Origin of the sequence: Pseudomonas canadensis (assembly GCF_000503215.1) — a bacterium.
Lineage (GTDB): Bacteria > Pseudomonadota > Gammaproteobacteria > Pseudomonadales > Pseudomonadaceae > Aquipseudomonas > Aquipseudomonas canadensis.
In genome coordinates this window covers 1-23,731 of sequence record NZ_AYTD01000005.1, presented here as the reverse complement: position 1 = coordinate 23,731, position 23,731 = coordinate 1, and the positions used below count along the sequence as shown (strand labels likewise).

The 23,731-nt window shown below is 59.1% G+C and carries 21 protein-coding genes; 8 read left to right on the top strand and 13 right to left on the bottom strand.

The window, feature by feature from the left end:
* Window positions 1-103: 103 nt before the first annotated feature.
* The 6 genes from odhB to sdhC form a co-directional block, all read right to left on the bottom strand.
* Entirely contained in the window at window positions 104-1,327 is a 1,224-nt protein-coding gene (gene odhB, locus U367_RS0103565) for a 2-oxoglutarate dehydrogenase complex dihydrolipoyllysine-residue succinyltransferase (protein WP_028615713.1), read from the bottom strand.
* Window positions 1,328-1,371: 44 nt separating this feature from the next.
* Window positions 1,372-4,203 carry a 2-oxoglutarate dehydrogenase E1 component gene (locus tag U367_RS0103560; RefSeq protein WP_016979562.1) on the bottom strand — a complete coding sequence of 944 codons (2,832 nt, stop codon included), beginning with the start codon at window positions 4,201-4,203 and terminating at the stop codon, window positions 1,372-1,374.
* A 262-nt stretch (window positions 4,204-4,465) separates the two neighbouring features.
* Entirely contained in the window at window positions 4,466-5,170 is a 705-nt protein-coding gene (locus U367_RS0103555) for a succinate dehydrogenase iron-sulfur subunit (protein ID WP_003172807.1), read from the bottom strand.
* A gap of 11 nt (window positions 5,171-5,181) precedes the next feature.
* Window positions 5,182-6,954 (bottom strand): succinate dehydrogenase flavoprotein subunit, encoded by a 1,773-nt coding sequence (sdhA, locus tag U367_RS0103550; protein ID WP_010211741.1) that lies wholly within the window; start codon window positions 6,952-6,954, stop codon window positions 5,182-5,184.
* Window positions 6,955-6,957: 3 nt separating this feature from the next.
* Entirely contained in the window at window positions 6,958-7,326 is a 369-nt protein-coding gene (sdhD, locus tag U367_RS0103545) for a succinate dehydrogenase, hydrophobic membrane anchor protein (RefSeq protein WP_003172805.1), read from the bottom strand.
* On the bottom strand, window positions 7,320-7,694 hold the full coding sequence (gene sdhC / locus U367_RS0103540) for a succinate dehydrogenase, cytochrome b556 subunit (protein WP_003190005.1): 375 nt from the start codon (window positions 7,692-7,694) through the stop codon (window positions 7,320-7,322). Before sdhC ends, sdhD begins: the two co-directional genes overlap by 7 nt.
* 364 nt (window positions 7,695-8,058) lie before the next feature.
* Between sdhC and gltA the strand changes: the two genes are divergently transcribed.
* On the top strand, window positions 8,059-9,348 hold the full coding sequence (gltA, locus tag U367_RS0103535) for a citrate synthase (protein WP_028615712.1): 1,290 nt from the start codon (window positions 8,059-8,061) through the stop codon (window positions 9,346-9,348).
* 156 nt (window positions 9,349-9,504) lie between these two features.
* Here gltA and U367_RS0103530 read toward each other — a convergent pair whose 3' ends face one another.
* From U367_RS0103530 to U367_RS0103520, 3 genes are all read right to left on the bottom strand, one after another.
* Window positions 9,505-11,163: a cation acetate symporter gene (locus U367_RS0103530; RefSeq protein WP_028615711.1), complete on the bottom strand. Its 1,659-nt coding sequence runs from the start codon at window positions 11,161-11,163 to the stop codon at window positions 9,505-9,507.
* Window positions 11,160-11,471, bottom strand: a complete 312-nt coding sequence (locus tag U367_RS0103525) for a DUF485 domain-containing protein (RefSeq protein WP_003190001.1) — start codon at window positions 11,469-11,471, stop codon at window positions 11,160-11,162. Before U367_RS0103525 ends, U367_RS0103530 begins: the two co-directional genes overlap by 4 nt.
* Before the next feature lie 217 nt (window positions 11,472-11,688).
* Window positions 11,689-12,540 carry a glycine betaine ABC transporter substrate-binding protein gene (locus tag U367_RS0103520; protein ID WP_025857941.1) on the bottom strand — a complete coding sequence of 284 codons (852 nt, stop codon included), beginning with the start codon at window positions 12,538-12,540 and terminating at the stop codon, window positions 11,689-11,691.
* A 332-nt stretch (window positions 12,541-12,872) separates the two neighbouring features.
* On the opposite strand from U367_RS0103520, the gene U367_RS0103515 reads away from it, so the two are divergent.
* Window positions 12,873-14,426: a glycoside hydrolase family 17 protein gene (locus tag U367_RS0103515; protein ID WP_028615710.1), complete on the top strand. Its 1,554-nt coding sequence runs from the start codon at window positions 12,873-12,875 to the stop codon at window positions 14,424-14,426.
* 97 nt (window positions 14,427-14,523) lie between these two features.
* Here U367_RS0103515 and U367_RS0103510 read toward each other — a convergent pair whose 3' ends face one another.
* The gene (locus tag U367_RS0103510; protein ID WP_028615709.1) at window positions 14,524-14,892 is read right to left on the bottom strand and encodes a hypothetical protein; all 369 of its coding nucleotides are present in this window, start codon (window positions 14,890-14,892) and stop codon (window positions 14,524-14,526) included.
* 237 nt (window positions 14,893-15,129) lie between these two features.
* Between U367_RS0103510 and U367_RS0103505 the strand changes: the two genes are divergently transcribed.
* A complete protein-coding gene (locus U367_RS0103505) occupies window positions 15,130-16,428 on the top strand; it encodes a serine/threonine protein kinase (RefSeq protein WP_028615708.1) in 1,299 nt (432 codons plus the stop codon).
* A complete protein-coding gene (locus U367_RS0103500) occupies window positions 16,421-17,209 on the top strand; it encodes an MlaA family lipoprotein (RefSeq protein ID WP_028615707.1) in 789 nt (262 codons plus the stop codon). Before U367_RS0103505 ends, U367_RS0103500 begins: the two co-directional genes overlap by 8 nt.
* 66 nt (window positions 17,210-17,275) lie before the next feature.
* Here the strand turns inward: U367_RS0103500 and U367_RS0103495 are convergent, their stop codons facing one another.
* Both U367_RS0103495 and U367_RS0103490 read right to left on the bottom strand, forming a co-directional pair.
* Complete coding sequence (locus U367_RS0103495) at window positions 17,276-17,647, bottom strand: DUF805 domain-containing protein (RefSeq protein ID WP_028615706.1); 372 nt, start codon at window positions 17,645-17,647, stop codon at window positions 17,276-17,278.
* A 138-nt stretch (window positions 17,648-17,785) separates the two neighbouring features.
* Complete coding sequence (locus U367_RS0103490; protein ID WP_028615705.1) at window positions 17,786-18,700, bottom strand: DUF808 domain-containing protein; 915 nt, start codon at window positions 18,698-18,700, stop codon at window positions 17,786-17,788.
* 134 nt (window positions 18,701-18,834) lie between these two features.
* On the opposite strand from U367_RS0103490, the gene U367_RS0103485 reads away from it, so the two are divergent.
* Window positions 18,835-19,440, top strand: coding sequence for a TetR/AcrR family transcriptional regulator (locus U367_RS0103485; protein ID WP_028615704.1), 606 nt, complete (start codon window positions 18,835-18,837; stop codon window positions 19,438-19,440).
* 98 nt (window positions 19,441-19,538) lie between these two features.
* Here the strand turns inward: U367_RS0103485 and U367_RS0103480 are convergent, their stop codons facing one another.
* Window positions 19,539-19,979 carry a GlcG/HbpS family heme-binding protein gene (locus U367_RS0103480; protein ID WP_028615703.1) on the bottom strand — a complete coding sequence of 147 codons (441 nt, stop codon included), beginning with the start codon at window positions 19,977-19,979 and terminating at the stop codon, window positions 19,539-19,541.
* 256 nt (window positions 19,980-20,235) lie between these two features.
* Here U367_RS0103480 and gcl point away from each other — a divergent pair, with 256 nt between their 5' ends.
* The 3 genes from gcl to U367_RS0103465 are packed head-to-tail and all read left to right on the top strand — an operon-like array spanning window position 20,236 to window position 23,712.
* Complete coding sequence (gcl, locus tag U367_RS0103475; protein WP_028615702.1) at window positions 20,236-22,011, top strand: glyoxylate carboligase; 1,776 nt, start codon at window positions 20,236-20,238, stop codon at window positions 22,009-22,011.
* A 10-nt stretch (window positions 22,012-22,021) separates the two neighbouring features.
* Complete coding sequence (hyi, locus tag U367_RS0103470) at window positions 22,022-22,804, top strand: hydroxypyruvate isomerase (protein ID WP_028615701.1); 783 nt, start codon at window positions 22,022-22,024, stop codon at window positions 22,802-22,804.
* On the top strand, window positions 22,804-23,712 hold the full coding sequence (locus U367_RS0103465) for a 2-hydroxy-3-oxopropionate reductase (RefSeq protein WP_323990650.1): 909 nt from the start codon (window positions 22,804-22,806) through the stop codon (window positions 23,710-23,712). The genes hyi and U367_RS0103465 overlap by 1 nt, the downstream gene beginning before the upstream one ends.
* Window positions 23,713-23,731 lie beyond the last annotated feature (19 nt).

Sequence of the window (23,731 nt, the reverse complement as noted above, 5' to 3'; positions counted from 1 at the left end):
AATAGATCCTCTATTAGCTTCAAGCTTCAAGCTCGGAGCTTCAAGCTGCAAGCCAAACTGCGTTTACTTGCAGCTTGTAGCTCGCAACTTGAAGCTGCTTCAATCAAATATCCAGAAGAAGACGAGCCGGGTCTTCCAGCAGGTTCTTGATGGTCACCAGGAAAGTCACGGCTTCTTTACCATCGATCAGGCGGTGATCGTACGACAGCGCCAGGTACATCATTGGGCGGATCACGACTTGGCCGTTGATGGCCATCGGACGCTGGATGATGTTGTGCATGCCCAGGATTGCCGCTTGTGGTGGGTTGACAATCGGCGTCGACATCATCGAACCGAAGGTACCACCGTTGGTGATGGTGAAGGTACCGCCGGTCATCTCGTCGATGGTCAGCTTGCCGTCACGGGCTTTCTTGCCGAAGGTGGCGATGCCGCCTTCGATTTCAGCCAGGCTCATCAGTTCGGCGTTACGCAGTACTGGAACCACCAGGCCACGGTCGCTGGACACGGCAACGCCGACGTCGGCGTAGCCATGGTAAACGATGTCGTTGCCGTCGATGGAAGCGTTGACTGCCGGGAAGCGTTTCAGCGCTTCGGTGGCCGCTTTCACGAAGAAGGACATGAAGCCCAGGCGCACGCCGTTGTGGGACTTCTCGAACAGATCCTTGTACTTCGAACGCAGGGCCATGACTTCGGTCATGTCGACTTCGTTGAAGGTGGTCAGCATCGCCATGTTCGACTGGGCTTCAACCAGACGCTTGGCCACGGTGGCACGTACGCGAGTCATCGGAACGCGCTTCTCGGTGCGGTCGCCAGCGGCGAACACAGGAGCAGCGGCGGCCGGGGCAGCAGCCTTGGCAGGTGCGGCAGCTGGAGCGTTTTTCTTGGCTTCAACAGCAGCAACCACGTCTTCCTTGGTGATGCGACCGTCTTTGCCGGTGCCTTTGACGGACGCCAGGTTGATGCCGTTCTCTTCAGCCAGCTGACGGGCAGCTGGTGCAGCGATCGGGTCTTCAGCGCCAGCAGCCGGAGCGGCGGCAGGAGCAGCGGCGGCTGCCGGTGCAGCGGCAGCAGGAGCAGCGGCAGCAGCGCTGCCCTCTTCGATCGAGCCCAGTACCTGGTTCGACAGAACGGTAGCGCCTTCTTCGGCAACGATTGCGCCCAGCACGCCGTCAGCTTCGGCCAATACTTCCAGCACGACTTTGTCGGTCTCGATGTCAACGATCAGGTCGTCACGCTTTACAGCGTCGCCTGGTTTCTTGTGCCAAGTGGCAACGGTGCCATCGGCAACCGATTCCGGGAATGACGGGGCTTTGATTTCGATAGCCATTATCTGTGTGTCCTTAAAATTCGGTTTCAGTCAGCGCGAAGGCGTTAAACAGTAAAAGCATCTTGCAGCAGTTTTTCCTGCTGCTCGGCGTGCATCGACGCATAACCACATGCAGGTGCAGCAGAAGCATCGCGACCGGCGTACTCCAGGTTCAGCGCCTTGTTGTGGTTACCCATGCTGCGACGCAGGTGATGCTGGCTGCTGTACCACGCGCCCTGGTTCATCGGTTCTTCCTGGCACCACACCACGTTGGTGAGGTTGGTGTAAGGCGCGATGGCCTCCATCAGGTCGTCTTCCGGGAACGGGTAAAGCTGCTCGATACGCACGATGGCGATGTCTTCGCGGCCTTCGGCACGACGTTTTTCCAGCAGGTCGTAGTAGACCTTGCCGCTGCACAGGACCAGGCGAGTCACCTTGGCTGCGTCCAGCGTGTCGATTTCTGGAATAACAGTCTGGAACGAACCATCAGCCAGATCTTCCAGGGTCGAGATGGCCAATTTATGACGCAATAGCGACTTCGGTGTCAGCACTACCAGCGGCTTGCGCAGCGGGCGGATCACCTGGCGACGCAGCAAGTGGTAGATCTGGGCCGGGGTAGTCGGCACGCACACCTGGATGTTGTGCTCGGCGCACAGCTGCAGGTAACGCTCCAGACGGGCCGAGGAGTGCTCAGGACCCTGACCTTCATAACCGTGTGGCAGCAACATGGTCAGACCGCACAGGCGACCCCACTTGTGCTCGCCGCTGGTGATGAACTGGTCGATTACCACTTGGGCGCCGTTGGCGAAGTCGCCGAACTGGGCTTCCCAGATCACCAGCGCGTTTGGCGTGGTGGTCGAGTAACCGTATTCGAACGCCAGAACCGCTTCTTCGGACAGGAACGAATCGTACAGATCGAAACGTGGCTGGCCTTCGTACAGGTTCTGCAACGGGATGTAGGTGCCCGCGTCTTTCTGGTTGTGCAATACCGCGTGACGGTGCGAGAACGTACCACGACCGATGTCCTGGCCGGTCATGCGGATCGGGTGACCTTCGAACGCCAGGGTCGCGTACGCCATGGTTTCGGCGTAACCCCAGTTGATCGGCAGGCCGCCGGCTTGCATCTTCTGACGGTCTTCGTAAATCTTCGCCACTTGGCGCTGAACCACGAAGCCTTCTGGAATTTCCAACAGCTTGGCGGACAATTCCTGCAGGGTTTTCAGATCGAACGAGGTGTCGTGACGCGCAGTCCAGGCGTGGCCCAGGTACGGACGCCAGTCCACGAACAGCTCTTTGTTCGGCTCTTTAACCAGGCTTTTCACTACGTGCAGACCATTGTCCAGCGCGTTGCGGTATTCATCGACCTTGGCCTGAACACGCGCATCGTCAACCACACCGGCCTTGGTCAGGCTTTCGGCGTAAAGCTCACGGGTGGTGCGCTGCTTGGTGATTTGCTGGTACATCAACGGCTGGGTGCCGCTTGGTTCGTCAGCTTCGTTGTGACCGCGACGGCGGTAGCAGACCAGGTCGATCACGACGTCACGCTTGAACTGCATGCGGTAGTCAATGGCCAACTGGGTCACGAACAACACAGCTTCCGGATCATCACCATTCACATGGAGGATCGGCGCCTGGATCATCTTGGCAACGTCGGTCGCGTACTCGGTGGAGCGCGCGTCCAGCGGATTGCTGATGGTGAAACCTACCTGGTTGTTGATGACGATGTGAACCGTACCGCCCGTCTTGAAGCCGCGTGTCTGCGACATCTGGAACGTTTCCAGGACCACGCCTTGACCGGCAAATGCCGCGTCACCGTGGATGGAAATTGGCAGAACTTTTTCACCGGTGGTGTCGTTACGACGATCCTGGCGAGCACGGACCGAACCCTCGACCACTGGAGAAACGATTTCCAGGTGGGATGGGTTGAAGGCCATGGCCAGGTGAACTTCACCGCCGGTAGTCATCACGTTGGACGAGAAGCCCTGGTGGTATTTAACGTCACCGGAACCCAACTCGACCTTCTTCTTGCCTTCGAACTCGTCGAACAGCTCACGCGGGTTCTTGCCGAAGGTGTTGACCAACACGTTCAGGCGACCACGGTGGGCCATGCCGATCACGATTTCCTTGGTGCCGTAGGAACCGGAACGCTGGATCAGCTCGTCGAGCATCGGGATCAGGCTTTCGCCGCCTTCCAGGCCGAAACGCTTGGTGCCCGGGTATTTGGTACCCAGGTATTTTTCCAGGCCTTCGGCAGCGGTTACGCGCTCAAGCAGGTGGCTGCGTACGTCAGCGGACAATACCGGACGACCACGCACACCTTCCAGGCGATGCTGGAACCAGTGGCGTTGCTCGGAATCGGTGATGTGCGTGAACTCAGCGCCGATGGTGCGGCAATATGTCTGCTGCAACGCTTCGTGAATTTCGCGTAGGCTCGCTTCCTCTTTGCCGATGAACAGGTCGCCGGCACGGAAGGTCGTATCAAGATCGGCATTGGTCAAGCCGTAATGATTGATCGACAGGTCAGCAGGTGCAGGACGCTTCCAGAGCCCCAGCGGGTCAAGCTGGGCCGCCTGGTGGCCGCGCATCCGGTAGGCCTGGATCAGTCGCAATACTTCAACTTGCTTCTTCTCGTGCTCACTGCTCACGCTCCCGGCAGAAACCGGTTGGGCGCGGCGCTGGTTCTTTGCCAGCAGCACAAATTGATCGCGAATCGTTGCGTGCGATACATCGGTGGCAGCGTTGCCGTCTGAAGACAACGTCTGAAATTTGGTGCGCCATTCTTCTGGCACAGCGTTAGGGTCGTGCAGGTAGAGCTCATAAAGCTCTTCCACATAGGCAGCGTTACCACCTGAAAGATAGCCGCTGTTCCACATGCGCTGCATCACGCTTTCTTGCATGCTTGGTCACCCTCGATTTGGGGACACCACCGGCGAAAACACCGAGTTTGCTTGCAAACGGCCAAGTGCAGCGACCAAAACAAGCCACTTAGGATCACGCTGATAGTTCGGGTACCAACCCGAATGCCCCTGCTTGTCTCATTTCTTCAAAATAAGAGCCGCGGCTTTGTAAGTCGCTGCTCAAGTTAAAACTACGGCGCCGGTTGAAGCCTGCGCCGTAGCATTTACGGGCACAACGGTCCTGCTTTTACTACAACGTCAGTTACACGCCGCTCTGCAGCAGCATGTTACGGATGTGACCAATGGCCTTAGTCGGGTTCAGGCCTTTGGGACATACGTTGACGCAGTTCATGATCCCGCGGCAGCGGAATACGCTGAACGGGTCATCCAGCGAAGCCAAACGCTCGGACGTCTTGGTATCACGGCTGTCTGCCAGGAAGCGGTACGCTTGCAGCAGGGCAGCTGGACCCAGGAACTTGTCCGGATTCCACCAGAAGGACGGGCACGAAGTCGAGCAGCAAGCGCACAGAATGCACTCGTACAGACCGTCGAGCTTCTCGCGCTCTTCCGGGGACTGCAGACGCTCGATGGCCGGAGCCGGCGTGTCGTTCTGCAGGAACGGCTTAACTTTCTCGTATTGCTTGTAGAAGATGCTCATATCGACGACCAGGTCACGGATAACCGGCAAACCTGGCAGTGGACGAACGATCAGCTTGTTGCCTTTGACCACGGCGGACAGCGGCGTGATGCACGCCAGGCCGTTTTTGCCGTTGATGTTCATGCCGTCGGAACCGCACACACCTTCACGGCAAGAGCGACGATAGGAGAAACCTTCGTCCTGCTCTTTGATCAGTGCCAATACATCCAGCACCATCAGGTCTTTACCACCGGTATCGACCTGGAATTCCTGCATGAACGGCGCGGCGTCCTGATCAGGGTTGTAGCGGTAAACACTGACTTTCAACATGGCAGCCACCCTTAGTAAGTCCGAATTTTCGGTTCAAACGTCGGAACCGTCTTCGGCGAGAAGTTCACGGCACGCTTGGTCACGCGCTTGTCACCCGGGAAGTACAGGGTGTGGCACAACCAGTTTTCGTCGTCGCGATCTTCAAAGTCTTCACGGGCGTGGGCACCACGGGATTCCTTACGAACCTCGGCGGCGATTGCAGTCGCTTCGGCCACTTCCAGCAGGTTTTGCAGTTCAAGGGCTTCGATACGAGCGGTGTTGAACGCCTGGCTCTTATCGTTGATCTTGACGTTGGCGATGCGCTTGCGCAGGTCAGCCAGCTGGGCGATACCCTTCTGCATGTATTCGCCGGTACGGAATACACCGAAGTAGTTCTGCATGCAGCTTTGCAGTTCGCGACGCAGGGTAGCCACGTCTTCGCCATCAGTGCGCTCGTTCAGAGCGTTCAGGCGCGCCAGGGCGGCCTCGATGTTGGCGTCGGTAGCGTCGTCGTATTCGATGCCGTCGGTCAGCGCCTTTTCCAGGTGCAGGCCGGCAGCACGGCCGAAGACCACCAGGTCGAGCAGCGAGTTGCCGCCCAGGCGGTTGGCGCCGTGAACCGATACGCACGCCACTTCGCCTACAGCGAACAGACCGTGGATGATCTCGTCCTCGCCTTCGGCGTTCTGGGTGATCGCCTGGCCATGAATGTTGGTCGGCACGCCGCCCATCATATAGTGGCAAGTCGGAACAACCGGCACCGGAGCAACCACCGGGTCAACGTGAGCAAAGGTCTTGGACAGCTCACAGATACCTGGCAGACGGCTGTGCAGTACTTCTTCGCCCAGGTGATCGAGCTTCAGCAGTACGTGGTCGCCATTCGGGCCACAGCCGTTGCCGGCAATGATCTCTTTAACCATCGAACGAGCCACAACGTCACGACCCGCCAGGTCTTTCGCGTTCGGAGCATAACGCTCCATGAAACGCTCGCCGTGCTTGTTGATCAGGTAACCGCCTTCACCACGGCAACCTTCTGTAACCAGTACACCAGCGCCAGCGATACCGGTCGGGTGGAACTGCCACATTTCGATGTCTTGCACCGGTACGCCAGCACGCAGTGCCATGCCGACGCCGTCACCGGTGTTGATCAGGGCATTGGTGGTCGACGCGTAGATACGGCCTGCACCGCCGGTCGCCAGCACGGTAGCCTTGGCGCGGATGTAGGTGGTTTCACCGGTTTCGATGCAGATGGCGATTACACCGACGAATTCGCCCTGGGCGTTTTTCACCAAGTCGACCGCGTAGTACTCGTTCAGGAACGTGGTACCGGCTTTCAGGTTGCCCTGATAAAGGGTGTGCAACAGCGCGTGACCGGTACGGTCGGACGCGGCGCAGGTACGGGCAGCCTGCCCGCCTTTACCGTAATCCTTCGACTGGCCGCCGAATGGACGCTGGTAGATACGGCCTTGCTCGGTACGGGAGAACGGCAGACCCATGTGGTCCAGCTCGAACACCGCGGCCGGGCCTTCCTGACACATGTATTCGATCGCGTCCTGGTCACCGATGTAGTCGGAACCCTTGACGGTATCGTACATGTGCCAGCGCCAGTCATCGTTCGGGTCGGCGGAGGCGATGGCGCAGGTGATGCCACCCTGGGCCGATACGGTGTGGGAACGGGTCGGGAACACCTTGGTGATCACGGCAGTCTTGTGACCGCCCTGGGCCAGCTGCAGCGCAGCGCGCATGCCAGCACCGCCGCCACCAATAATGATGGCGTCGAATGAAATAGTTGGAATGTTAGCCATGAATCAGATACCCCAAAGAATCTGCACACCCCAGACGAAGTAAGCGAACATCGCGACGCCGCATACTGCCTGGAAGAGGAAACGTACTGCAGTCGCGGACTTGCCCAGCGCCATCGGCGTCAGGTAGTCGGTCGCGATGGTCCACATGCCTACCCAGGCGTGTGCGCCCAGGGCAACAAGGGCCAGCAGACTGAAGATTCGCATCGCATTGTGGGAAAACAGGCCGTGCCATTGCTCATAGCCGATGCCCGGGTTTGCGACGAGGTATCCGATCAGGAAAATGAAATAAGCCGCGAGAACGACCGCAGACACACGCTGTGCCATCCAGTCATAGAGGCCCGAACGCGAAAGGTTCGTAACGCTGGTTACCATATCCAAACTCCTGCCAGAACGATCAGCACCACGGAAATGGCGATGATGATTTTCGAGCCCAGGCGGCCGCCTTCCAGCGTCTCACCGATGCCCATGTCCATGATCAAGTGGCGCACACCGGCTACCAGGTGATACAGAAGAGAAGACAGGAGGCCCCATGCTACGAACTTGGCCAGCGGGCTGGTCAAGCATGCCTTCACCTCGGCGTATCCTTCCTCGGAACCCAGGGATTTGCTCAATGCATAAAGCATGATGCCCAAGCCCAGGAACAGGATGATGCCGGAAACACGGTGCAGGAACGACGTAACGCCGGTGATGGGGAGTTTGATGGTCCTTAGGTCTAGGTTTACAGGTCGTTGGCTATTCACGGCTTTTTTTCACACTGAAGAGCCCCTAACAATCAGGGCAAAGTTGTTGGGGAGTGCACTGGTCAGGTAAGCACCACCCAGGGAGTGCGACCCCCAATGAAAGCAAGCCCAAAAGCCCTTGGCGGTCGGTGGCCGAGTATAGACAGTTAGGTTACTAATGACAACGCGCACTCCTCACCCTAATAGCGGATTGCGCTGGGGGAATAAAAGGCGTAAATGGCAGGCAATTTCGAGGAAAAAGTACGGTTAAAGCCTTCTGCTGCAAGACTTTAGGCAAATTGACATCTGGATTTATATCAATATAGTGGTGCGGGCCCTGCGTGGGGGGTCTGTCTGATGATTTGAAGCATAAATAGGAGGCCACATGGCTGACAAAAAAGCGCAGTTGATCATCGAGGGCGCAGCCCCCGTCGAGCTGCCCATTTTAACCGGCACCGTTGGTCCCGATGTTATCGACGTACGGGGCCTGACGGCCACGGGCCGTTTCACATTCGACCCAGGCTTCATGTCGACCGCCTCTTGCGAGTCGAAGATCACCTATATCGACGGTGATAATGGCATTCTGCTTCATCGCGGCTACCCGATCGAGCAACTGGCTGAGAAATCGGACTACCTGGAAACCTGCTACCTGCTGCTAAATGGCGAGCTGCCAACAGCCGAGCAAAAAGCCCAGTTCGTCAGCACCGTGAAGAACCACACCATGGTTCACGAGCAGTTGAAGACCTTCTTCAACGGCTTCCGTCGCGACGCCCACCCGATGGCCGTTATGTGCGGCGTGGTCGGCGCCCTGTCGGCCTTCTATCACGACTCCCTCGACATCAATAACCCGCAGCATCGCGAAATCTCCGCGATCCGCCTGGTTGCCAAGATGCCGACCCTGGCCGCAATGGTTTACAAGTACTCCATGGGTCAACCCATGATGTACCCGCGCAACGACCTGACGTACGCGGAAAACTTCCTGCACATGATGTTCAACACGCCGTGCGAGATCAAACCGATCAGCCCGACGCTTGCCAAGGCCATGGACCGGATCTTCATCCTCCACGCCGACCACGAGCAGAACGCCTCCACCTCCACCGTCCGCCTGGCAGGTTCTTCGGGTGCCAACCCGTTCGCCTGTATCGCCGCCGGTATCGCCGCACTCTGGGGCCCTGCCCACGGCGGTGCGAACGAAGCCGTATTGACCATGCTCGATGAAATCGGCGATGTCTCGAACATCGACAAGTTCATCGCCAAGGCCAAAGACAAGAACGATCCGTTCAAGTTGATGGGCTTCGGTCACCGCGTCTACAAGAACCGCGACCCACGCGCCACCGTGATGAAGCAGACCTGCGACGAAGTGTTGAAGGAACTGGGCATCAAGAACGATCCGCAACTCGAACTGGCCATGCGCCTGGAAGAGATCGCCTTGACCGACCCGTACTTCATCGAACGCTCGCTGTACCCGAACGTCGACTTCTACTCGGGGATCATCCTCAAGGCAATCGGCATTCCAACCAGCATGTTCACCGTGATCTTCGCCCTGGCGCGGACCGTGGGCTGGATCTCCCACTGGAAAGAAATGCTCTCCAGCCCGTACAAGATTGGCCGCCCGCGCCAGCTGTACACCGGCTACGAGTCGCGTGACATCACCCAGCTGGAAGATCGCAAGTAAGCATCGCTTAGTTGCACTGAAAACGGCCTCCCTTAGTGGAGGCCGTTTTTATTTGTGCAGGATTTGAGAAACAGTTTTGTCAGATCAATCCCTAATTTATAGACAAAAAAATACCCCGGCCTTTCGACCGGGGTATTTTCCTATCCAGCTACAACCTTAGTGAGAAACCGCCCCACTCGACCCCAGGCCAGTTTGCGAACGCACAAACTGCGGGAAGTACAGCGCACGCTCTTTCTCTGCCGCCGCCGACTTGTCGGTAATGGAGAAGAACCAGATGCCGACGAACGCAATGATCATCGAGAACAGCGCCGGGTACTCATAAGGGAAGATGGCTTTTTCATGGTGCAGGATCGAGACCCAGATGGTCGGGCCCAGCACCATCAGGCCAACGGCACTGATCAAGCCCAGCCAGCCGCCAATCATTGCGCCACGAGTGGTGAGGTTTTTCCAGTACATGGAAAGCAGCAGCACCGGGAAGTTACAGCTGGCGGCAATGGAGAACGCCAGGCCAACCATGAACGCGATGTTCTGGCTTTCGAACAGGATACCCAGGCCAATCGCCAGGACGCCCAAGGCAACGGTGGTGATTTTCGAAACGCGAATCTCATCCTTGTCGTTGGCCTTGCCTTTCTTGATCACGCTGGCGTACAGGTCATGGGACACCGCCGACGCACCGGCCAGGGTCAAGCCGGCAACCACCGCGAGGATGGTGGCGAAGGCCACGGCCGAGATGAAGCCCAGGAAGATACTGCCACCCACCGCGTTGGCCAGGTGCACCGCCGCCATGTTGTTGCCGCCCAGCAAGGCGCCTGCCGCATCCTTGAACGCCGGGTTGGTGCTGACCAGCAGGATCGCGCCAAAGCCGATGATGAAGGTCAGGATGTAGAAGTAACCGATGAAACCGGTGGCGTAGAACACGCTCTTACGCGCTTCTTTAGCGTCGCTGACGGTAAAGAAGCGCATCAGGATGTGTGGCAGGCCAGCCGTACCGAACATCAGCGCAAGCCCGAGGGAGAACGCGGAAATCGGGTCTTTCACCAAGCCGCCGGGGCTCATGATCGCCTCACCTTTAGGGTGAACCTTGATCGCCTCGGAGAACAGGGCATTGAAGTCGAAGTTGACGTGCTTCATCACCATCAGTGCCATGAACGATGCACCGGACAGCAGCAATACAGCCTTGATGATCTGTACCCAGGTGGTCGCCAGCATGCCGCCGAACAGTACATACATCACCATCAAGATACCGACCAGGATCACCGCAACATGGTAGTCCAGGCCGAACAGCAGCTGAATCAGCTTGCCCGCACCGACCATCTGCGCGATCAGGTAGAACGCCACCACCACCAGCGAGCCACAGGCCGAGAGGCTGCGAATCTGGGTCTGGCCCAAGCGATAGGACGCCACGTCGGCAAAGGTGTACTTGCCCAGGTTACGCAGGCGCTCGGCGATCAGGAACAGAATGATCGGCCAGCCCACCAGGAAGCCGATCGAGTAGATCAGGCCGTCATAACCAGAGGTGTAGACCAGCGCGGAAATCCCCAGGAAGGACGCCGCCGACATGTAGTCACCGGCAATCGCCAGGCCGTTCTGGAAACCGGTGATCTTGCCGCCGGCCGCATAGTAGTCGGCCGCCGATTTGTTGCGCTTGGAGGCCCAGTAGGTGATGCACAGGGTGGCGCCGACAAACGCGACGAACATCACGATGGCCGAAACGTTCAGGGGTTGCTTGTGCACTTCACCGGTCAATGCATCCGCCGCCCAAACGGCCGGGGCAAAGAGCGAAGCGCCGAATATTGCCAGTAGACGCCGGATCATTGCGCAGCCTCCTTGAGAATCGCATTGTTCAGGTCGTCAAACTCGCCATTGGCCCGGCGCACGTAGATGCCGGTCAGGATGAAGGCGGACACAATCAGCCCGACGCCCAGGGGAATGCCCCAGGTAATCGACGAGCCGGGGCTGATCTTGGCCCCCAGTACTTGTGGCCCGTAGGCGATCAACAGGATGAAAGCGGAGTAAAGCCCTAGCATGATCGCCGAGAGAATCCAGGCGAACCTTTCCCTTTTTCTCACCAGCTCCTTGAAACGCGGGCTGTTTTGAATCGAGAGGTAAATGCTGTCGTTCATTGTTTTTATCCTCGCAGCACAGCTTTTTTATTATTGGAACGTATCCACTGTATGCGGCTGCACAAAGGGTTCCAGACGACCTTAGTATTAGAACGACATAGGCGTTGTCGCCAGTTTTGAACTGATCGAATTGACAGCCTTTGGCACAAAAACGACAAAGCCCGCCTGACGAAAACGCCAGGCGGGCTTGCAAGGTGCTGTCTAGACGCTTCGGGTGTTATTTACCGGTCCACTCGGCGACACGCTCAGGGTGCTTGGCGACCCAATCCTTGGCGGCGGCATCAGGCTTGGCGCCTTCTTGAATCGCCAGCATGACTTCGCCGATTTCATCCTTGGAGGCCCATTGGAATTTCTTCAAGAAGGCCGCGACTTCCGGCGCTTTCTTCTCCAGGCCCTTGCTGCCGATGCTGTTGACGGTTTCAGCAGCACCATAAATCCCTTTTGGATCGTCCAGGAAACGCAGTTTCCACTTGGCGAACATCCAGTGTGGCACCCAACCGGTGACCGCAATGGATTCCTGTTTGTCTTCGGCACGGGTCAGCTCGGCGATCATCGCCGCGCCCGAGCTGGCTTGCAGCTTGTAATCGAGGCCGTATTGCTTGATCGCTTCATCGGTCTTGAGCATCACGCCAGAACCTGCGTCGATGCCGACGATCTTGTTCTTGAAGGTGGTGTCGGTCTTGAGGTCTTCGATGGACTTGGCCTTGACGTACTCCGGTACGATCAGGCCGATCTTCGCGTCCTTGAAGTTGGGGCCGTAGTCGACCACCTTGTCCTTGTTCTTGGCCCAGTACTCACCGTGGGTGACCGGCAGCCAGGCGGAGAGCATGGCGTCGAGCTTGCCGGTGGCAACGCCCTGCCACATGATCCCGGTGGCGACGGCTTGCAGTTTCACGTCATAACCGAGCTTGGCCTTGATCACTTCTGCCGCCACGTGGGTGGTAGCCACGCTGTCGGACCAGCCGTCCACATAGCCGATGCTCAGGGTCTTGCTGTCGGCGCTGGCCAGTGTGGAGCTCATCGCAACTACCAGAGTGGCAGCTGCGCCCAAGAGTCGTCGCATCTTCATAGTACTTCCCCGAAAGTGCTGCGCCCGGCGGATGCCGAGCGACGTCAACCTGTTGTTATGTGGTGCACCGCGCCCCCTTCACGCGCATCGATCACGGTAGTGCGCCGTCAGCGGAGTACTGACACTTCGATCATCAACCTGCTCGGGTGTTGGACCTGCTCTGTCAGCGACATCCTACAAGCAAGGAACGACATCACATCGCCAGTAGGATGTTTTGTAGGACTTGACGCCAAAATCCCGCCCGAACTTTGCATGTCAAAATTATGCAGCCCCACTGAGTCGGGCCAAATCCGGGTAAGATGCGCGCCTTTGCTCTTCCAGATAAGCCGACCATGCCCGCGACTGCCCGCTTCCCTGCCCTGCCCTATTGCTTCGCCTTGATCCTCGGCCTGCTGGCCCTGTTCGCTTACTGGTATGGCCTCGGCCGGCCCGTGGTGCTGCCCGACGTCGCCAGCGCCACGCACAAGATGCATTGCGCGTCCTATACACCGTTCGATAAAGACCAATCGCCGTTCGACCAGCCATTCACGCTGCGTCCGGAGCGCATGGACGCTGATCTCGCCCTGCTGGCCACTCGCTTCGAGTGCATTCGCACTTACTCTATGACCGGCCTGGAAGCCTTGCCGGACATGGCGCGCAAGCACGGGCTGAAGGTAATGGCCGGGGCCTGGGTCAGCAGTGACCCGGTGGCGACCGCAAAAGAAATCAACGAATTGATCGCATCGGCCAACGCCCACCCGGATGTCGTAACCTCGGTGATCGTCGGCAACGAAGCATTGCTACGCAAGGAAGTGACCGCCAAGCAGCTGGTGGCGCTGATCCAGACGGTCAAGAGCCAGATCAAGCAGCCTGTGACCTACGCGGATGTGTGGGAGTTCTGGCTGCAGCACCCGGAAATCGCCCCGGCGGTGGATTTCCTGACCATCCACCTGTTGCCTTACTGGGAAGATGACCCGTCGGGCATCGACCAGGCCCTCAAGCACGTGGGCGATGTGCGCCAGACCTTCGGCAACAAGTTTGCGCCCAAGGACATACTCATCGGTGAAACCGGCTGGCCAAGCGAAGGCCGCCAGCGCGAAACGGCCGTGCCGAGCCGGGTTAATGAAGCCAAGTTCATGCGCGGCTTCGTGGCCATGGCCGAGGCCAATGGCTGGCGTTACAACCTGATCGAAGCCTTTGACCAGCCGTGGAAGCGTGCCAGTGAAGGCGCCGTGGGTGGTTACTGGGGCCTGTTTGATGCCGATCGCCAGGACAAGGGCATCCTCGCCGGGCCGGTGACCAATGTGCCGTACTGGCCGCTGTGGTTGGGCGTCGGCGGGATTATCCTGCTGGGCACCCTCGCATTGGGTGGTCGAGTACGCAGCGCGCGTGCCGCGCTTGCCCTGCCGTTGTTGGGCGCCGTTGCGGCCTGCTCCATTGGCACCTGGGCCGAGCTGACCCGCGTGACGGCGCGCTTCAATGATGAATGGATGTGGGCTGGGTTGCTGCTGGTGTTGAACCTGCTGGTGCTGGCCCATGCGGCCTTGGCCTTGAGTGCACAGGAAGGTTGGCGTGAGCGGGCGTTCAACTGGCTGGAGCAACGCGCAGGCTGGCTGGTGGCGATTGCCGGGTTTGCCGGAGCGGTAATGATGCTGGCATTGGTCTTCGACCCGCGCTACCGCAGCTTTCCGAGCGCGGCGCTGGTGTTGCCGGCCCTGGTGTACGTGATACGTCCGGTGACGGGACCGCGTCGGGAGATTGCGTTGCTGGCCTTTATCATCGGTGCGGGCATTGCGCCGCAGTTGTACCGTGAGGGGTTATTGAACCAGCAGGCTTGGGGCTGGGCGGTAGTGAGCCTGCTCATGACGGCAGCCTTGTGGCGCTGCTTGCGGGCACGCAAGACTTAAGACCGCTTTCGCGAGCAAGCCCGCTCCCACATTCGACCGCATTCCAAGGATGTACTCGGTCAAATGTGGGAGCGGGCTTGCTCGCGAAGAGGCCCTATCAGGCGCCGCGGGGCTTCCTGACCAACCGCAACCCCGCAATCACCACGGCAAACACCGCAAACGTGGTGTTGTACAACGCCAGTGCCGGCAACCCGAACACCATCCCCAGCACCGCCAACCCCCACCCCGCCCGACCCGGCACGAAAAACGCCAGCACCGACGTGATCAACGCCGTCCAGCCCAGCACCTTGAAGTGGATCATCAACCCTAGGTTCGAACGCAGCTGGCATTCCCAGCGGCTCGCCTCGTCCGCGCAGAGGCCCACCCACTGGCCATCTTCCATAAAGCCATAGCGCGCACCGTAACTGGCGGCCAGCCACAGCGGCAGTGCAATAAGCAGCAAAATCAGCGGCAAACGACGGGACATGGGGTACTCCGATAGGCAAAAACGGCGCTCAGCTTAATGCCCCGGCAGCCGTTAGCAAGGCGCATACACACAATTAGTGTTCACCAAAGCGTGGCAAAGTGTATCGTCTGGCTACTATTACCCCGATTCCGACGTTTTTTTTCCGACATTTCGTGCCGCGTGATGGCACTTCGGCGACTGGACGGCGGTCATAGCCTGCGAACTTCATTAAGTACGTTTCCTCCTAGGGATTAAGTCATGCTCCGTTCCTTGCGCTGTGCTGCCTTGCTGGGCAGCCTTTTTCTGAGTGCGTCAGCACTGGCCGTCGACATTGACCAAGCCAGCTATGGCTACCCTTTGACCAACCCGTTTGAAGCCACCATCGCCACCACGCCGCCTGACCTTCGGCCGAAATTGCCGAGCGATGACGAGATCAATCAGTCCGACTACACCCTGAACATGCGCCCCGAGCGCGAATTCAGCCTGCCGGACAACTTTTGGGCGGTGAAGAAACTCACCTACCGCATCGCCAAGCAGGACCGCGCCGCGCCGCTGATCTTCCTGATCGCGGGCACCGGTGCGCGCTTCGACAGCAGCATCAACGAATACCTGAAAAAGCTGTATTACCAGGCCGGCTACCACGTGGTGCAACTGTCGTCGCCCACCAGCTTCGACTTCATCAGTGCCGCCTCGCGCTTCGCCACGCCGGGCATCACCCAGGAAGACGCCGAAGACATGTACCGCGTGATGCAAGCCGTGCGCGCGCAGAACGCTTCGTTGCCAGTGACTGACTTCTACCTCACCGGCTACAGCCTCGGTGCCCTGGATGCAGCGTTCGTCAGCAAGCTCGACGAGACGCGCCGCAGTTTCAACTTCAAGAAAGTCTTGTTGCTGAACCCGCCGGTCAACCTCTACACCTCGATCACCAACCTCGACAAGCTGGTGCAGACCGAGGTGAAAGGCATCAACAACACCACCACCTTCTATGAGCTGGTGCTGAACAAGCTGACCCGCTACTTCCAGCAAAAGGGCTACATCGACCTGAACGACGCCCTGCTCTACGACTTCCAGCAATCCAAGCAGCACCTGACCAACGAACAGATGGCCATGCTGATCGGCACCTCGTTCCGCTTCTCGGCAGCCGACATCGCCTTTACCTCGGACCTGATCAACCGCCGCGGACTGATCATCCCGCCGAAGTACCCGATCACCGAAGGCACCAGCCTCACGCCATTCCTCAAGCGTGCACTGCAGTGCGACTTCGACTGCTACCTCACCGAACAAGTGATCCCAATGTGGCGCGCCCGTTCCGACGGCGGCAGCCTGCTGCAACTGATCGACCAGGTCAGCCTGTATGCCCTCAAGGACTACCTGCACACCAACCCGAAGATCGCCGTCATGCACAACGCCGACGACGTGATCCTCGGCCCTGGCGACCTCGGCTTCCTGCGTAAAACCTTCGGCGATCGCTTGACCGTCTACCCGCTGGGCGGCCATTGCGGCAACCTCAATTACCGCGTCAACGCCGACGCTATGCTGGAGTTCTTCCGTGGCTAAATATCTTCTGCTGCTTGCCGCCCTGATGTGCGCAGGCGTGGCCAATGCCGACAACAGCAAGGCCCACGAGCCGGTCAATGTCGGCGCCGACGGTTTCAAGGAGCCGCTGACCAAGCTCAAGTTCAACCCAGGGCTGGACCAGCGTGAGTTCGAGCGCTCATCGCTCACCGCACTCAACGTGTATGACCCGCTGGAATCGTGGAACCGTCGCGTGTACCACTTCAACTACCGCTTCGACCAATGGGTGTTCCTGCCGGTGGTCGACGGCTACCGCTACGTCACCCCGAGTTTCCTGCGCACCGGCGTGAGCAACTTCTTCAACAACCTGGGCGACGTGCCCAACCTGTTGAACAGCCTGCTGCAACTCAAGGGGCATCGCTCCCTGGAAACCACCGGCCGCCTGTTGGTCAACACCACTATCGGCATCGCCGGCCTGTGGGACCCGGCGACCGCCATGGGCCTGCCGCGCCAGAGCGAAGACTTTGGCCAGACCCTGGGCTTCTACGGCGTACCCGGCGGCGCGTATGTGGTGCTGCCGATCTTCGGCCCATCGAACCTGCGCGACACCACCGGCCTGATCGTCGACTACGGTGCCGAAACCCAGATCAACTTCCTCAATGTGTCCGAAGTCAGCTCCAACCACCCGGAAATCTGGGCATTGCGCGCAGTGGACAAGCGTTATCAGACCAGCTTCCGGTATGGCCAGATGAACTCGCCGTTCGAGTACGAGAAGGTGCGCTACATCTATACGGAATCGCGAAAGCTGCAGATTGCCGAGTAAACGCCCACAAAAAAGGCCATTCGATTGAATGGCCTTTTTTATTGCGGTTACGGTAAGCCCGGTCTGTTAAGAATGTTCGACATCACGGCAAGGCAATCCGTAGTTATTCTCCCCCTTGTCGCCTTTTCTAAGCAGTCGGATGGTCACAACTAATAAACCCACGAACGGTAGCGCATACCACAGGATATAAGCGCCAGTCGTGTTCACATCGTGAAGCCGCCTAAATGTTACAGATAGCCGGGGGATGATCGTAAGTACAACGTAAACGCCTAGCGGGATATAAAACCACTTGCTGTAGGCAACCCCGGCCCAGCCTGCTACTACAATTGAGCCGTACATCAGCAGGTAGTCTAAAACTGCAAACGCCCAATACTCCCTTCTACAAGCGCGCCCGCTGAAGTTGGCATAGTTTTTTATCGCCTGAAAACACCAGTTCATCCTTAACTCCCTACTCGATCCGTTTTCTTAGTGCGTGACTTCACGGGAAGGCACGCGACGCATCCTATAAATGCCTTGAAAACCGAACTGTAGGATTAAGCTTAAACAACTTTTCAGTCTGTATTCGCTGCGAACTAATCAGCGCTTAACGGCTCGCCATACCCTGCCAACTACTTGCACGACGACCAACACCACCGCCCCGGCAATGATCCCCGCCACGCCATTCAGCAGCGTCGGCACCAACCACGCCACCCCGCCTGCGCCCTGGCTGACCGTCTCGATCCAGTGATGCACCACCGGCACGCCGTGGGTGAGAATCCCGCCGCCCACCAGGAACATCGCCGCCGTACCGATTACCGACAGGCTCTTCATCATGTACGGCGCCGCACGCAGGATGGCACCACCGATGCTGCGCGCCGCCTGGCCAGGTTTCTGGGTGAGCCACAGGCCCAGGTCATCCAGCTTGACGATGCCGGCCACCAGCCCGTAGACACCCACGGTCATGACGATGGCAATGCCGGACAGCACGATCACCTGCTGCATCAAGGGCGCATCGGCCACGGTGCCGAGGGTGATGGCGATGATTTCGGCGGAGAGGATGAAGTCGGTACGGATGGCGCCTTTGATCTTATCCTTTTCGAAGGCTACCAAGTCGGTTGCCGGGTCCGAGACGGCCTCGACCAACTGCACATGTTGCGCATGGTCTTCATCTTTGCTGTGCAGGAATTTATGCGCCAGCTTCTCGAACCCTTCGAAACACAGGTAGGCACCGCCGAGCATCAACAACGGCGTCACCGCCCACGGTGCAAACGCGCTGATCAATAAAGCCGCTGGCACCAGGATCAACTTGTTGACGAAGGACCCCTTGGCCACCGCCCACACCACGGGAATTTCCCGCTCGGCACGCACGCCGGAGACCTGTTGGGCATTGAGGGCGAGGTCATCACCCAGGACGCCAGCGGTCTTCTTTGCCGCCATTTTTGTCATCAGGGCAACGTCATCGAGTACTGCGGCGATATCGTCGATCAACACCAACAAGCTGCTTCCTGCCATGAATCGCGCTTCCGTAAGAGTGGGATGACGCGAGCATAGCGCGGCGCAAGGCCCGGCGGGCAGATTGTTGAGGCTCGCAGATGGCCGGTGCTACCATGCGCAACCGCCAGTCTTGGCAAGGAAACTCCAGGTTTATGAGCACCATTCGCGAGCGCAACAAAGAAAAGATCCTGCGGGCGGCCAGCGAGGAGTTTGCCGACAAGGGCTTCGCCGCGACCAAAACCAGCGACATCGCCGCCAAGGCTGGGCTGCCCAAGCCCAACGTCTATTACTACTTCAAGTCCAAGGACAACCTCTACCGCGAGGTGCTCGAGAGCATTATCGAGCCGATCCTGGCCGCTTCCACGCCGTTCAACCCGGACGGCGCGCCCAAGGAAGTACTGAGCAACTACATCCGCTCGAAAATCCGTATCTCCCGCGACCTGCCATTTGCCTCCAAGGTCTTTGCCAGCGAAATCATGCACGGCGCCCCGCACCTCAGCGCCGACCAGGTCGAACAGCTCAACGCCCAGGCCAAGCACAACATCGCCTGCATCCAGGACTGGGTAGATCGCGGCCTGATTGCGCCGATTGAACCCAATCACTTGATGTTCACCATCTGGGCGGCGACGCAGACCTATGCGGATTTTGACTGGCAGATCTCGGCGGTGACCGGGAAGGCCAAGCTGGATGAGGCGGATTACGAGGCGGCGGCGCAGACGATCATCCGGCTGGTGCTCAAAGGCTGCGAGCCGGACTGACCTTGGTAGGAGCCGGCTTGCCGGCGATGAGACTTTCATATTCTGCGGCGCTCTTTCGAGCGCCATCGCCGGCAAGCCGGCTCCTACAAAGGGTGGTGTCAGGCTGATACGCCGGCGTCTGCCAACAGCCCGATCTCCTCGATCGCCGTGATCGCACACTGCTCATCAATGTCCGACGTATCCCCGCTGATCCCGATCGCCCCCAGCACCGCGCCTTCCTGATTTCGAATCAATACCCCACCCGGCGCAGGCACCACGCTGCCCTGCCCCAAACTGTTCAACGCCGCGATAAACGCCGGTCGCTGCTGCGCGTCCAGTGCCAGCAGGCGCGAGCCCTTGCCAAGGGCAATTGCGCCCCAGGCCTTGCCGATGGCGATTTGCGGGCGCAGCAGGCTGGCGCCGTCTTCGCGTTGCAGGGTGATCAAATGGCCGCCGCTGTCGAGCACGGCGATGGTCAGCGGCGCAGCGCAGATGGTGCGCCCTGCACTGAGGGCCTGGCTGGCCAGTTGGGTGGCGACTTTCAAGGTTAAAGCGCTCATGGTGCCGTCCTTCTTTTGTTATTGGGAAAGCGATGGAGGTCTGAATGATCAGATGCTCGATCAAACAAATAGAACACAATGACCTTTAATTTTGTATACAATATTTTCGCACAAAGGCTCCATGCGTCGAAAAAAGCCGTTCCGACGAACGCATAGGCCAGTTTATAAAATGCATTGACCTACGCCGCTCGCCGTGAATACACTTTGTCCAGACACCACTTGTATACAATTACAAAACGCAAGAGGCACCAATATCATGAGCAAAATGAGAGCAATCGAAGCCGCCGTCCTGGTGATGCGTCGCGAAGGTGTGGACACCGCCTTCGGTATCCCAGGCGCCGCGATCAACCCGCTGTATTCGGCCTTGCAGAAAGTGGGTGGCATCGATCACGTCCTTGCTCGCCACGTTGAAGGCGCCTCCCACATGGCCGAGGGTTACACCCGCACCAAGGCCGGCAATATCGGCGTGTGCATCGGTACCTCGGGCCCGGCAGGCACTGACATGGTCACCGGCCTGTACAGCGCGTCGGCCGACTCGATCCCGATCCTGTGCATCACCGGTCAAGCGCCCCGCGCCCGGATGCACAAGGAAGACTTCCAGGCCGTGGACATCACCAGCATCGTCAAGCCGGTGACCAAGTGGGCAACCACCGTCCTGGAACCTGGCCAAGTGCCGTACGCCTTCCAGAAAGCCTTCTATGAAATGCGCTCCGGCCGCCCAGGCCCGGTGTTGATCGACCTGCCGTTCGACGTGCAGATGGCCGAGATCGAATTCGACATCGACGCCTACCAACCCCTGCCCCTCGCCAAGCCGCTGGCAACCCGCGTGCAGGTGGAAAAAGCCCTGGCGCTGCTGGACCAGGCCGAGCGCCCACTGCTGGTCAGCGGTGGTGGCGTAATCAATGCCGACGCCAGCGAGCTGCTGGTTGAATTCGCTGAACTGACCGGCATCCCGGTGATCCCGACCCTGATGGGCTGGGGCACCATTGCGGACGATCACCCACAGATGGTCGGCATGGTCGGTCTGCAGACGTCCCACCGTTATGGCAACGCGACGATGCTCAAGTCGGACGTGGTGCTGGGCATCGGTAACCGTTGGGCCAACCGCCACACCGGTTCGGTCGAGGTGTACACCGAGGGCCGCAAGTTCATTCACGTCGACATCGAGCCGACCCAGATTGGCCGCGTCTTCACCCCGGACCTGGGTATCGTGTCCGACGCCGGTTCCGCGCTGACGATGTTCATTGAAGTGGCCCGCGAGTGGAAAGCCGCCGGCAAGCTCAAGGACCGCAGCGCCTGGCTCAATGACTGCCAGCAACGCAAAGCCACCCTGCACCGCAAGACCCATTTCGACAACGTGCCGGTCAAGCCACAGCGCGTGTATGAAGAAATGAACCAGGTGTTCGGCAAAGACACCTGCTACGTCAGCACCATCGGCCTGTCGCAGATTGCTGGCGCGCAGTTCCTGCACGTGTATAAGCCACGCCACTGGATCAATTGCGGGCAGGCCGGCCCGTTGGGTTGGACCATCCCCGCCGCCCTCGGCGTGGTCAAGGCTGACCCGAGCCGCAAAGTGGTGGCGCTGTCCGGCGACTACGACTTCCAGTTCATGATCGAAGAACTGGCCGTGGGCGCACAGTTCAAGCTGCCGTACATCCACGTGGTGGTGAACAACTCCTACCTCGGCCTGATCCGCCAGGCTCAGCGCGGGTTTGAAATGGACTACTGCGTGCAACTGTCCTTCGACAACCTCAACGCCCCGGAACTCAATGGCTATGGCGTGGACCACGTGGCCGTTGCCGAAGGCCTGGGTTGCAAGGCCTTGCGTGTGTTCGAGCCGAGCCAGATCGCGCCGGCCCTGCGCCGCGCCGAGGAAATGATCGAAGAATTCAAGGTTCCGGTAATCGTTGAGATTATTCTGGAGCGCGTGACCAATATTTCCATGGGCACCGAGATCAACGCCGTCAACGAATTCGAAGATCTGGCCTTGGTCGGCAACGATGCGCCGACTGCCATTTCCCTGCTCGATTAAGGAGAACCTTATGCCGCGTTTCGCCGCCAACCTGTCCATGCTGTTTACCGAACAGGACTTTCTTGCCCGTTTCAAAGCGGCCGCCGATGCGGGCTTCGAAGGTGTCGAGTACCTGTTCCCCTATGAATTCAGCTCTGCCGAAATCAAGGCGCAACTCGACGCCCACGGCCTGACCCAGGTGCTGTTCAACCTGCCGGCCGGTGACTGGGCCAAGGGCGAACGCGGCCTGGCCTGCCACCCGGACCGGGTCGAAGAATTCCGTGCCGGGGTCAAGCTGGCCATCGCCTACGCCCAGGTGCTGGGCAATACCCAGATCAACTGCCTGGCGGGCATCCGGCCACAAGGCGTTGACGACGAAACCCTGGAAAAAACCTTCGTCGCCAACCTCAAGTACGCCGCTGAAAAACTGCAAGCGGTGGGCATCAAGCTGGTGATGGAAGCGATCAACACCCGCGACATCCCGGGCTTCTACCTGAACAACACGGCGCAAGCCCTGTCGATTCGCGAACAGGTGGGCAGCGCCAACCTGTTTCTGCAGTACGACATCTATCACATGCAAATCATGGAAGGCGACCTGGCCCGCACCATGGCCGCGCACCTGGGTGAGATCAACCACATCCAACTGGCGGACAACCCAGGGCGCAACGAGCCGGGTACCGGTGAGATCAACTACCGCTTCCTGTTCGAACATTTGGACCGCATCGGCTACACGGGTTGGGTCGGCTGTGAATACAAGCCGTTGACCACCACCGAAGCGGGTTTGGGTTGGTTGAAGACCCACAACGCCATCTAATAAAAGAGGATTCTTTCATGGCTAAAATCGGATTCATCGGCACTGGCATCATGGGCCAACCCATGGCCGCGAACCTGCAGAAAGCAGGTCACCAACTGTTCCTTTCCGAGCACCATGGCAAGGCGCCGCAAGCGCTGATCGACGCAGGCGCCGTGGCCCTGGCCAACCCGCAGCAAGTGGCGCAGGAAGCCGAGTTCATCATTGTGATGGTCCCGGACACCCCGCAGGTCGACGACGTACTGTTCCGCAAAGACGGCGTCGCCGCCGGCCTGTCGCCGAACAAGGTGGTGATCGACATGAGTTCGATCTCCCCCACCGCCACCAAGGCGTTCGCCGCCAAGATCAACGAGACCGGCGCGCAGTACCTGGATGCACCGGTGTCCGGTGGTGAAGTCGGCGCCAAGGCCGGCACCCTGAGCATCATGATCGGCGGCGAGCCGCAGACCTTTGAACGCGCCTTGCCGCTGTTCCAGGCCATGGGCAAGAACATCACCCTGGTGGGCGGCAATGGTGATGGCCAGACCGCCAAGGTCGCCAACCAGATCATCGTCGCGCTGAACATCCAGGCGGTGGCCGAAGCGTTGCTGTTCGCCGCCAAGAACGGCGCCGACCCGGCCAAGGTGCGTGAAGCGCTGATGGGTGGGTTTGCTTCGTCGAAAATCCTCGAAGTGCATGGCGAGCGCATGATCAAGGGCACTTTTGACCCGGGCTTCCGCATCAACCTGCACCAGAAGGACCTCAACCTGGCGTTGGCCGGTGCCAAGGAACTGGGGATCAACCTGCCGAATACCGCCGGTACGCAGCAGGTGTTCAGCACCTGCACGGCGATTGGCGGCGGCAATTGGGACCACTCGGCGCTGATCAAGGGCCTGGAGCATATGGCGAATTTCTCGATTCGCGATAAGTAAGTGTTCACTTGAAATGCAA

Coding starts and splice junctions, on each gene's coding strand:
- odhB (WP_028615713.1), bottom strand. CDS start 1,327: ATGGCTATCGAAATCAAAGCCCCGTCATTCCCGGAATCGGTTGCCGAT.
- U367_RS0103560 (WP_016979562.1), bottom strand. CDS start 4,203: ATGCAAGAAAGCGTGATGCAGCGCATGTGGAACAGCGGCTATCTTTCA.
- U367_RS0103555 (WP_003172807.1), bottom strand. CDS start 5,170: ATGTTGAAAGTCAGTGTTTACCGCTACAACCCTGATCAGGACGCCGCG.
- sdhA (WP_010211741.1), bottom strand. CDS start 6,954: ATGGCTAACATTCCAACTATTTCATTCGACGCCATCATTATTGGTGGC.
- sdhD (WP_003172805.1), bottom strand. CDS start 7,326: ATGGTAACCAGCGTTACGAACCTTTCGCGTTCGGGCCTCTATGACTGG.
- gltA (WP_028615712.1), top strand. CDS start 8,059: ATGGCTGACAAAAAAGCGCAGTTGATCATCGAGGGCGCAGCCCCCGTC.
- U367_RS0103530 (WP_028615711.1), bottom strand. CDS start 11,163: ATGATCCGGCGTCTACTGGCAATATTCGGCGCTTCGCTCTTTGCCCCG.
- U367_RS0103525 (WP_003190001.1), bottom strand. CDS start 11,471: ATGAACGACAGCATTTACCTCTCGATTCAAAACAGCCCGCGTTTCAAG.
- U367_RS0103520 (WP_025857941.1), bottom strand. CDS start 12,540: ATGAAGATGCGACGACTCTTGGGCGCAGCTGCCACTCTGGTAGTTGCG.
- U367_RS0103515 (WP_028615710.1), top strand. CDS start 12,873: ATGCCCGCGACTGCCCGCTTCCCTGCCCTGCCCTATTGCTTCGCCTTG.
- U367_RS0103510 (WP_028615709.1), bottom strand. CDS start 14,892: ATGTCCCGTCGTTTGCCGCTGATTTTGCTGCTTATTGCACTGCCGCTG.
- U367_RS0103505 (WP_028615708.1), top strand. CDS start 15,130: ATGCTCCGTTCCTTGCGCTGTGCTGCCTTGCTGGGCAGCCTTTTTCTG.
- U367_RS0103495 (WP_028615706.1), bottom strand. CDS start 17,647: ATGAACTGGTGTTTTCAGGCGATAAAAAACTATGCCAACTTCAGCGGG.
- U367_RS0103490 (WP_028615705.1), bottom strand. CDS start 18,700: ATGGCAGGAAGCAGCTTGTTGGTGTTGATCGACGATATCGCCGCAGTA.
- U367_RS0103485 (WP_028615704.1), top strand. CDS start 18,835: ATGAGCACCATTCGCGAGCGCAACAAAGAAAAGATCCTGCGGGCGGCC.
- U367_RS0103480 (WP_028615703.1), bottom strand. CDS start 19,979: ATGAGCGCTTTAACCTTGAAAGTCGCCACCCAACTGGCCAGCCAGGCC.
- gcl (WP_028615702.1), top strand. CDS start 20,236: ATGAGCAAAATGAGAGCAATCGAAGCCGCCGTCCTGGTGATGCGTCGC.
- hyi (WP_028615701.1), top strand. CDS start 22,022: ATGCCGCGTTTCGCCGCCAACCTGTCCATGCTGTTTACCGAACAGGAC.